The organism is Peribacillus sp. P4_D6, assembly GCF_056401795.1.
In genome coordinates, this window is the sequence record NZ_JBFUIQ010000154.1 from 1 (window position 1) to 10684 (window position 10684).

Below are 10684 nucleotides of genomic sequence, written 5' to 3' on the forward strand. Positions count from 1 at the left end.
CATAAGTGCTGCCAGCATAGCCAGTTATAAAGGGTTTAGTTTACTAGGTACATACTCGGCCACAAAATTTGCCGTTAGGGGAATTACACAAGCGGCAGCACAGGAATTGGCCCAGTTCGGCATTACGGTGAATGCATACTGTCCAGGAATTGTCGGGACGCAAATGTGGGATTTAATCGATGAAAAAATGGGCCCATATATGAATCTTGCTAAAGGGGAAACATTTAAAAAGTTCACAGATTCCATAACCTTGGGACGCTCCGAAACCCCAGAAGATGTGGCGAAATTCGTCTCTTACCTTGCTTCACCGGATTCGGATTATATGACAGGTCAATCCATCATGATTGATGGAGGAGTTATTTTCTCATAAACTTTATTGTTTAAATGGAGAAGCATCATGTGAATGATCACATGATGCCTTTTTTGTAAACTTAATCTATATATTGTAAGCGAATACATAATCTACTATAATTAAAAAGACCTCGAATAACATCCTATTTTATTACTCCATGGTATTTTTCCTCTAGATTGACTGGTCAAATGAAGGTTCAAACCAAATGATTAGAGGAGGATTATATGCTATCCACCAGTTGTTATCTACGTACATGGGAACGCTTTGTCAGTGAAGGGGTTCTCGATTCAAATCGTCTGAACAAGCGAATAATGGAATCCTGGTATCGCTGCAAAAAAGATCAAGTCAACCCATACCTTAATAAAGGCAAACACATTTTGTCGGATGAATTATTGGACATTCAAAGAGAAAAAAACTCCTTCCTATTAGAAGTTGCATCACCCCAATTATCCAGGATGAATCAATCGATAAAAGAATCTGGAATGATGGCTTTATTGGTCGATCCGGATGGATATGTCCTTTCACTTTCCGGAAACGAGAAAATCCTCGATGAGGCAGGAAAAATAAATTTTGTGGAGGGTGTATGCTGGACGGAGGGTGAGGTCGGAACGAACGCAATTGGAACAGCTTTGAAAACGGGTGAAGCCGTAATGATCCAAGGTACCGAACACTATTCGATTGCCTCGCACAAATGGAGTTGCTCTGCCATGCCCATATTAAATGAAGACGGTAAGATATTGGGAGTTTTGGATATATCATGTCCAGTAGAATATTTTCATCCCTCCATGCTGGGGATGGTAGCCAATTTGGCGTATACGATCGAACAGGAAATGGGAATGCGTTCCTATAAAAAGGAGCTGGCACTGACCCAGCACTCGATAGAACTTGCAGAAACCTATCCAGATTTGCCTTTTATCGTATGTAATCATAAACAAATGATAATCTCCGCCAGTAAACAGGTTCGCAAAAAAATTCCTCAATCCATCGGTATGGCGTTGGCCGATCTGTTAAATCATGGATATCGAATCGTAAAGGAAAATCCGCTTCTATCCAAAGAGGATAATAGGATTTCCGGTAAGTGTTTATTCCTATCGGAGAATCATGGTCGTGAAGCCAATAGGCTTTTTCCTGTTTCAATGCCTTCAGAAAGATTTGTCTTCGAAGGGGAAAGAGGGATTAGTGAATCCTTTCATAACACATTACGTAAATTGAAGCTTGTTGCACCGACAGAAGCAAATGTGTATATATCCGGTGAAACAGGTGTCGGGAAAGAGCTTATTGCCAAGGCTATTCATGATAATGGCATCCGTAAAAAAGGACCGTTCGTCACGATAAATTGCGGAGCCATACCTAAGGATTTAATGGAAAGTGAACTATTCGGGTATGTTGATGGCGCTTTTACAGGCGCTAAACGGCAAGGTCACAAAGGGAAGTTCGAGCAGGCAAATGGAGGGACCATTTTTCTCGATGAAATCGGTGAAATCCCTTCAGCGATGCAGGTTGCCTTACTGCGTGTTCTTCAGGAAAGAAAAATCGTTCCGATCGGCGGCACAAAAAGCATATCATTGGATATTCGCATTATCACTGCAACACACCGTACTCTTGAAGAGCTTGTCAATGAAGGGTCCTTTCGTAAGGATTTATACTATCGGCTGAACGTTTACCCCATTCATGTACCTCCCTTAAGGGAAAGGATTGAAGATATTCCTTATCTAGTCAACTACTTGTGTTCGAAGAATAATTGGAGTATTCCATTAACTGAGGAATTATTGAACCGTTTAAAGGAGTACAATTGGCCAGGCAATATTAGAGAACTGCAGAATGTACTTCAGCGATTGACCATCTTACTAGCAGAAGGACCTCTTGATTATGTTAAAGTGTTGAATACCATGCATTCCCAGCCCGTTACACGGCATGATGATTTCCCTGCATGGGAAGAACCGGGTAAAAATGGCATCAAGGGAAATGAACTGACGATCCGTGAAAAAATTCAACGGGATCTAATGATAGAGGCATTACAAAAATCAAGAGGAAATGTCACTGCTGCAGCAAAGCTGATGGATATTCCAAGAAGTACATTTTACAAGCGGCTCCATAAGTATGGTATATAGGCATGCGTGTGTACATTATGTAAGAAAAGCAGACTTATAGAAATCCTTGAAAAATGAAAGGGGTATGGCAAATGAAAACGAGAATGACTGAATTATTGGGGATTGAATATCCGATTATTTGCGGCGGGATGTTTCAAGTTGGACGGGCCCCGCTCGCGGCCGCTGTTTCAGAAGCCGGGGGACTTGGTATCATCACTTCGAAAACACAGGTGACACCAGAGGGTCTCCGTGATGAAATACGGAAAGTGAAAACTTTGACCAAGAAACCCTTTGCTGTCAACCTGAACCTGTTTCCAAGTCAAACGGCAACCCCGAATGATGAGTTCATCGATATTTTAATTGAGGAAGATGTGAAAATTGTTGAAACGAGTGGCCGAAGCCCAGAAAGTTTAATGCCCAGACTTAAAGAGCACGGCTTTACCGTGTTACATAAGGTAGCGAAGCGCCTTATCACTCGGTGCTGAAGGTATCGTCATGGGGACTCGCTTTATGGCAACGCAAGAAGCACCGATTCATGAAAACGTGAAGCAGTGGATGGTATCGGCCAATGAAACGGATACGGTCGTCATCCAACGGAATATAGGCAGTCCTTCGCGTGTAGCATTAAATGCCGTCAGTAAAGAAGTGGACAAACTTGAAAATGAAGGTGCCACTATAGAGGAATTGATTCCGCTAATTACGGGACAAAGAAGCAAGAAAGTATACTTTGAAGGAAATTTAGACGGAGGCATCTGGTCATGCGGTCAATCCGTAGGACTCATAAAAGAAATATTGACCGTCAATGAACTGATCAAACAAATCGTCCAAGAAGCAAAAAACTCGTTCGAATTCATCCAAAGCCGTATCGAATCCATTCGAACATAAATAACCTAACTGGAACATGCGATCAATAGTGATTTCGTGTTCCTTTTTTTATCTATTAGAAATAAAGTTCCATAGGTGGTCAAGAATAGACTTTATCAAAAATGCATGACCGTTATTTATAACAGAAGAATGATTTATAACTCTAATGCGAAAAGCCAATTCAATAGAAAAAAGCTACATAAGCCCATCAATTACTTGCTAATTAACTTTCAGCAACTTCTTAATAAAAACTTTCAAACGCAAAAAAACCAAAAAGGTAATTAACCTTTCGTGAGTGTTTACATAACATTATTATTCTGCTTAATCAAACAAAGCTTGAGATCTTAAAACCATTCTATTTTATCTGGCATTTTTGATTCCTGAAACTTTTAAATCTTTCTATCATGATAAAAAAACTGATTGCTGAAAGTAGGTGTGGCTCTATACAAATTTAATTTGAAGGTTTGCCTTATAACCCTTGGCAGCTTCCTATTGATTCACTGCTTGTTTCCACATATGAAAGCGGTCAATGCTTGTTATTTTACATCAAAACTCGATGGCGGTTTGAGCATCATTAAGTTTAAAACAATTTTTAAAGGTTATTCATGCTAAAGGCTGCTATGAGGTTTTTATGAAAGCTTATATTGTAATTATGTGGCTAAATGGAGGAGCTATCATCAATTTCAGGTAGAAAGCGGAACTTGCATGATAAAAAACCTTTTGAATTATCATTGAGGTAAATTATATTTATATAACTTTTCATAAGTGTTAACCCGTGATTTTTCTCATTTGGCCATTTAATTTATATATAAGAATAATAAAAATGATAAATAATGTAAATAAAACAGGGATATTTAGATTACTACAGGTTATTAGATAACTATTCTTTGAATAGGTCTTTAGGAAAGTAAAGGAAAGGGGAAGCAATATGAAGAAAAAGATTAGTTGTGCACTTACCCTAGCTGCTTTTTTAATAGGAGGGGCAATTCATTTATTACTCAATTTCAATTTCTATTTCTTTAGACACAGCTACAGAAGATTTAAATGAATTCCCTGTACCTAAAAATGCTGAATTGGTTCAGTTAAATGAACAAGGGAATAGATATGAATGGTCAAGGGCTTCTGAAGAAGACGGCATTCCCTATGGATATGCAATGGCCCTTAAAGCGAATGGATGGAAAAAGGGGAAAAGTGAGGGCGCTTCCGTTTTATACATGAAGGGATATAATAAAATAGATTTGATTACCACAACCAAGCAATTAGAGATCCTTAGAGTGAAATGACTAAGGATGATAAATACTAATTGAATAATCCGATCTATAGCATAAAAATGATTGAAAACGAAATATGTTAACAATTAGCAGATAAATTAAAAATCAATATATAAATCAATATATAAATAAATATATAAATAAATATATAAATCAAGAAAATTTTAATGACCGTAACTGATGTGAAATTAGCTTAAATCCAAGAAATCTTATTGCGAATTTAGACCGAATTTTTAATTGAAGATCAATCATTTTAATTGGAACAATATTTATTTAAGTTTTAAAGTATAAGTTAACAATGACTAATTAATAAAAAAATTATAGATAAATAATGGCAATGAAATTAAATATAAAAAATCCGTATCACGTCTCACTAAGTTAAGTATTCTTAAGATATGAGACAAAATAAACATTAAAAATACAACTTCCTATAATATATATTATGTAAACTAGAAAAATGTTTAATAAAAATGATTCTTTCCTTTAATGTCTACCACCCCTCATCTATTAAACATTTTTAACAACGACTACATCTGACATATAGACATCCATACGGAAAATCATTTTTACGAATGCTTTAGCTTCTCTATTTTCCTTTTATGATTAATTCTAAATTCCTGTCAAGACTTTCTTTTTAAAATTATTATCTAATTGATAAATATCCTTGTTGAACCGTTTATTATTTGATTCATTTCCATATTCCCGAAATAATTCACAAATCTATACAAATATCCTATTCATGAATCTAAACTTTTTCAAATATACCTCAGGGTGATTCAGATTTAGAAATCCATGATTTTCCACGCGAAACGGGATTCGACAATACTTTCTTTTACGAAAATCATATTTCTCAGTTGCAACAATCCATTGTTCGGAATTCGCTTGGAAGACTTGAAAGTTAAAGCTACACGGTTACATTGGCAGAACCAGAGGCTTCTTAATTCAGTTAACCAATCCGATTCCATATATAAGACGCTCTCCCCTTTTACATATGAACTGCGTCTTTTTCGGTATTCCTTTTTTTTCAGAAGTTAATTTTCATGGTATTTCAACAAGCACATTTATAGGTTTTTTTATGTTCAGTATATACATAACGTTGATAAATCGATATTCCAGCTTCTTCTTTAAAATAACTTGCCCAAACGTTATTCAGCTATCATTCTTAATTGTACGCATTCAATATAACCCATTCAATATAACTTTAAATAGATCCTTATTTTTAAAAAAACAAACTTAAAAATCCAAGCCTTTTTTTTATATCGGCATATATAGTGTAGAAAGGGAGTGATTAACTTGGCCGATCACGATAATATTTGTTGCAAAGAATCACACTACGGAAAACAGGACCTCAAGGACCAGGGGGTGCTTTGGCTTAATCATTGTACAATCCGTTTGGGAATTTTGTCATATAGATTTTGATTTCCGAGGATTCAGTTTAAATACAATCCCGAATCCGGAAACAAATGAGATCACTGTCTCTCTAAGTGGTGTCTATGAAATAAGTGCCGACCTTGTTGTTGTTACTAATGAACTTGACACTTCATTATTCACGATTAACTGAAGTGTCATAGGGCCAATTCCAGGTTCCTCTTTCGGAATCGTAATAGGATTGACATGTCAAACTGGAGAACCTTTTTGGTTTAACACTATAGGTAAGACCGTCCAAGTGGAATTAAATGCAGGAGAAAAAGTGTTTGTGTTTATTCAAAATGTGAGTGGAAGTGTTTCTTATAGATCTCTGTCACTTACTGTAAAACGTATAGGGCCCCTTGTATCCTCTGCTAAAGAGGAAATAGAAACTATTAAAGCAGAAAGAGAAACGGAAAAAACAAAAAAAAATCTTCATTGCTGACTTTTCGGAAAGTGAACAATGAGAAAAAGGGTGAGTAAAATAGATAAGCCAATTCAAGGTCGTAGATTTGTTGACACGACCTATAAGTGTAAAAAAGATGATTTCTTTAATAAAAAAGATGATTTCGTCAATAAAAACGATCATAAAAAATGTAAGGATAGTGAACAAGGTCCTCGAGGACCTCAAGGACCTCCAGGACCTCAAGGGTTTCAAGGACTTCCAGGACCTCCAGGACCTCCAGGACCAGGGGGTGCTTTGGCTTATGGGTCATTGTACGATCCGTCTGGAAATTTTGTCACAGTATCTACGGTAAGTCCTCCGGCTCTGGGGCAGAAGGTTGTTTTTACAACTACTGGGCCGTTATTAGGAACTGCTCCTTTTCCTCCCGGTCCTGGTCCTTATACTGATATTGAGGTTCTGACTGCTGGGGTTTATGAGATTAGCATGGATTTAACAGCCAGATTGATTAATGCTTCTAACTTGACGTTTAATACCGAGGTGCAGTTCAGGTTATTCATCAATGACACAACCCCGGTTCTTGAAAGTACTTTTGAATCCTTTAATCGTATTTCAGGCGGTCCAGGCGGTCAACCATCGCAAGTTGAAACTAGAAACACGATAGGAAGAACAATCCAACTTCAATTATCCGCAAACGATAGGCTAAGTATTAGAGTTATTACTGCATCTGCCAATGTAACATATAGGTATCCCTCATTAGTAGTCACAAAAATCGCCAACTAGCTGCCAAAGTCAGTAAATAGGAGCAAAAAGAGCCCTAACCTAAATGTTGTGGGCTTTTTCCGATTTACTGAACGTGGTGGTTTTGGTTACACACTAGTGGAGTCATAATGTCAAAAAATTAAAAAGACAGTAGATTTGTGTTTATTAATTTTTTGACACAAACACAAACCTGCTGTCTTTGGATTAAATTTGTATTTTTGTTAATCGAATGAAAAACAACACTTTTGTGTCGTTAATCACTCTACTTTATTATTTGTTTTAGCTTCTACTCACTGATTATTAACTAATGAGAAATATCTCCATACCCTAAATAATTCGAAAAGTGAAATTTACCTTTCTTCAGTATAATACACTGGCATAATGCTAAAGAAATCTCTTTTATAAAAGAGGTTGTGAAGGAATGTACTTAAAGTAACCGTGCAGTTCAGTGTAATAATGCAGTTACGCAACAGCGCGCATTTGATTGAACCAGTTATATAAACATAATAAATTCATCTCTCAACATGAAAGAATCCTCCAACAAATTACTGGAGGATTCTTAAGATTATTATTTAAACTTATCCGGAAACTGCTTTATAACTCCCGCAGTGATAGTATCTGCCATTAGGATTATATGTGTGACCCCTTCGTCAATTGCAACGATTCTTGCGTTCCAATCTTTTGCTAAGCTTGCAGTTAAATCATTTGTCACAAATTTCAGATGCATATACAGCAAATTTTTTAGATCTTCATTTTTTAAATAGGGGTTGGCACCGCTAAGGAAAGCTGCTATTTCATCAGCATTTCTATACCATTCTTTGTTTAGCTGTTTCACCAAGGCATCATTTCCGCTTTTAGCCGCATCTACAATCTTTCCCGCAATTACAATATGCTCCTTAAGCAGATCCGTAAGTTTGTTCCCAGCTTTCTCTCCGTATACTGGCTTTACAGCATTACCAATATCCTCCTGATTCTTTAGAAGTCTAGCTAGTACCTGTGTTTGATCCTCCGCTCCAGCGGTGGTTGCACTTGTTATATAATTACTTGTCCATAATACATGATCAATCCAAAGTCTCCTGAATTCATTTTCGAAGTTTACCTCAGATTGGCTAATACGTTGTTCCTGTGACTTAGCGTATGCGCTAGTTGTTCCGGCCACCATGTTTAGAGGAAATAATAAAATAAATCCCATCAGCAATAATTTTTTCATAAAACCATCTCCTTCCAAAGTTAAAAAGTTCCTTTTTATTATTGATATATGCGAATTTTATATGCATAAAATTGCTTGTACTTACCATGTTTATATTAAATTGGAATTAGATGGACTCACATCGTCCAATGTAAGATGTTTTGTATAAAATCAGGTCATCAATCATGATTAATACACAGACACAGCTACGTCGCATTGGTGCTTTAAATATGATGAATTAATGTTTAAATTACTTGAAAATTCAGGAATGAGACGCAAAGAATTAGTGAATTTAATATGGGAGCAAGTTAATAGAGAAAGTAGAAAATAAGAACGCCTCCTCCCCCTTCATCACATTGTCTTACCAAAACTATTAAGCATTCTTTTAGAGCAGCAAAAATTAAATTTTTTTAATATATCAGCAGGACTTATGCTCCAGCATGTGTGCAGTGCCCCATGCAATGATAATTAAATATCAATTGGCAAGTTGCAATCAGAAAGTCTCCCCATTTCGCTTAGTCAAAAGGCTTGATTACAGGGGTTTCTTCTGTAAGGGCCTGATTAACAAGAACATAGGCATTCATATGATTACTATCTGTAAAGTGAAGCTACTACTACAAACAGTCCACCCTCCTGAACGATTAGCTGTTCATTAATTAAGTCTTACAGTATCTTGTAATTGGAATCAGAAAGAGAAAAATAAATTTTTCTTTGGTGTACATAATATAGGGAATAACCAATGATAGTAAAAGTGTTATGAAAAGGGTGAGCAAATGGAAAGAAATAACGCGATTGACTTTATTAAATTTTTTGCCATATTTTCTGTTGTAGTCATTCATGTATTCCCTAGGGATAGCCAAATTGGTCTATTTATTCTCGATAACCTCTCAAGGTTTGCGGTGCCATTCTTCTTTACTGCATCTGGTTATTTGTTCGGTCAAAAGATGATTCATAAAAGGGATTCCTTTGATTATTTTAAAAGGTATATTATAAAAATCTTGAAACTGTATTTGTGCTGGCTCTTCTTTTATATGATGTATGATGTTCTAATTCTTTATAAAGATGCTGCCGATGTACCAAAGGAATTTGCGCAATACATTAATCATTTTTCTTTTCTTGACCTTTTATATTACGGAACTGGGACTAGCGGATACCAATTGTGGTTTTTAACCGCATTAATTTGGAGTGTTATCATTCTATTCGGTTTTTTTAAGTTAAAAAAAGCATGGCTTCTTTTACCCATTAGCTTAATATTCAACTTGTTAGGTCTTTTCGGACAATCGTATTCGGTGTTCTATGATCTTCCTCTGAGTACACGGGATGCTTTATTCATTGGTCTTTTTTATACAACTTTGGGATTCTTCTTTGCGGATGATAAATTCTTTAAAAAGTCGGGAGCAATAACAGCCAAAACCAATTTATCTTTAATTTTTATCTTCTTTACTATCCAAGTGGTAGAAGGATACTTATTAGAAAAGATATTATCGGGAAGTCATGGGGAGTATTTTATTTCTACTATCTTTTTAACTGCATTCCTTTTTTTATTTGCATTAAATAATAAAACATTGGGGAAGGATTTGTTCATTACTAAAGTAGGAGGAAGAGCCCTGGGTATATACATTGTTCATGTAGTATTCATCGATATTTTTGATTTAATTATATCGGCACTAAGAATGGATCATATATCTGACAATCTTTTCTTAAAACTATTTGAGACACTCCTTATAATTACGATGTCGTACATTTCTTATGACCTGCTTCAATATTTCAAAAGGCGTTTAAGCGAATTGGTAAAAATCAGTTAGTGGAAGGTTAAAACCCTTACTTAGTGCTGGGATTTATAGATAAAAAAAAACCCTGCTGGGAGCATGGGTTTTTTTTCAATTACAAATAATTAAAGCTTGGTCTCCACCGGATGAACTCTCGGTTCCTCTATACTGTCGCCAGCATGTTTTTTTGACCAGTAAGTCGCGAGAATTGGTCCCGATATGTTGTGCCATGCAGCAGCCAGGACGCTTGGAAGTGCTGCCAGCGGGCCGAAATGTGCAGTAGCAAGCGCGACACCTAACCCAGAGTTCTGCATGCCCACTTCAATCGAAATCGCTCTTCTATTCACTTCATCAAGTCCAAGCACTTTTGCTGCTAAGTAACCAAAAAGTAACCCAAATCCGTTATGAAGCATCACGGCAGTAAAAATAAGGAACCCGGAAGCAGCAATGCTAGCTGCGTTGCCTGAGACTACTGCGCTTACAATAGTAATGATGGCTGCTACCGAAATAAGTGGTAAAAMGGTCAAGCTTTTTTCAACTGCTACTGGGAAAAACCGCTTAATGGCCAATCCTAAAA

Annotated in this window: 9 protein-coding genes; 7 read left to right on the forward strand and 2 right to left on the reverse strand. The window is 36.4% G+C overall.

What is annotated here, in order from left to right; genetic code table 11:
• The 6 genes from AC1DVB_RS23720 to AC1DVB_RS23745 all read left to right on the forward strand — a co-directional run.
• On the forward strand, positions 1 to 370 hold a 370-nt coding region (locus AC1DVB_RS23720; protein WP_477591235.1), incomplete at its 5' end, for an SDR family oxidoreductase.
• A gap of 206 nt (positions 371 to 576) precedes the next feature.
• Complete coding sequence (locus tag AC1DVB_RS23725) at positions 577 to 2463, forward strand: sigma-54-dependent Fis family transcriptional regulator (RefSeq protein ID WP_477591237.1); 1887 nt, start codon at positions 577 to 579, stop codon at positions 2461 to 2463.
• A 71-nt stretch (positions 2464 to 2534) separates the two neighbouring features.
• The gene (locus tag AC1DVB_RS23730) at positions 2535 to 2927 is read left to right on the forward strand and encodes an NAD(P)H-dependent flavin oxidoreductase (protein WP_477591239.1); all 393 of its coding nucleotides are present in this window, start codon (positions 2535 to 2537) and stop codon (positions 2925 to 2927) included.
• Between the two features lie 25 nt (positions 2928 to 2952).
• Positions 2953 to 3327, forward strand: coding sequence for an NAD(P)H-dependent flavin oxidoreductase (locus AC1DVB_RS23735; protein ID WP_477591241.1), 375 nt, complete (start codon positions 2953 to 2955; stop codon positions 3325 to 3327).
• Between the two features lie 1052 nt (positions 3328 to 4379).
• The gene (locus tag AC1DVB_RS23740) at positions 4380 to 4589 is read left to right on the forward strand and encodes a hypothetical protein (RefSeq protein WP_454861272.1); all 210 of its coding nucleotides are present in this window, start codon (positions 4380 to 4382) and stop codon (positions 4587 to 4589) included.
• 1870 nt (positions 4590 to 6459) lie between these two features.
• Positions 6460 to 7170: an exosporium leader peptide gene (locus AC1DVB_RS23745; RefSeq protein ID WP_156404366.1), complete on the forward strand. Its 711-nt coding sequence runs from the start codon at positions 6460 to 6462 to the stop codon at positions 7168 to 7170.
• A 547-nt stretch (positions 7171 to 7717) separates the two neighbouring features.
• Here the strand turns inward: AC1DVB_RS23745 and AC1DVB_RS23750 are convergent.
• Positions 7718 to 8359: a glycosyltransferase gene (locus AC1DVB_RS23750; protein ID WP_377332032.1), complete on the reverse strand. Its 642-nt coding sequence runs from the start codon at positions 8357 to 8359 to the stop codon at positions 7718 to 7720.
• A gap of 752 nt (positions 8360 to 9111) precedes the next feature.
• Here AC1DVB_RS23750 and AC1DVB_RS23755 point away from each other — a divergent pair.
• Positions 9112 to 10143, forward strand: a complete 1032-nt coding sequence (locus AC1DVB_RS23755; RefSeq protein WP_377332030.1) for an acyltransferase family protein — start codon at positions 9112 to 9114, stop codon at positions 10141 to 10143.
• Positions 10144 to 10232: 89 nt separating this feature from the next.
• Here the strand turns inward: AC1DVB_RS23755 and AC1DVB_RS23760 are convergent.
• The coding region (locus tag AC1DVB_RS23760) for a bile acid:sodium symporter family protein (RefSeq protein WP_477591243.1) at positions 10233 to 10684 on the reverse strand (452 nt) is incomplete at its 5' end.

Coding starts and splice junctions, on each gene's coding strand:
- AC1DVB_RS23725 (WP_477591237.1), top strand. CDS start 577: ATGCTATCCACCAGTTGTTATCTACGTACATGGGAACGCTTTGTCAGT.
- AC1DVB_RS23730 (WP_477591239.1), top strand. CDS start 2,535: ATGAAAACGAGAATGACTGAATTATTGGGGATTGAATATCCGATTATT.
- AC1DVB_RS23735 (WP_477591241.1), top strand. CDS start 2,953: ATGGCAACGCAAGAAGCACCGATTCATGAAAACGTGAAGCAGTGGATG.
- AC1DVB_RS23750 (WP_377332032.1), bottom strand. CDS start 8,359: ATGAAAAAATTATTGCTGATGGGATTTATTTTATTATTTCCTCTAAAC.
- AC1DVB_RS23755 (WP_377332030.1), top strand. CDS start 9,112: ATGGAAAGAAATAACGCGATTGACTTTATTAAATTTTTTGCCATATTT.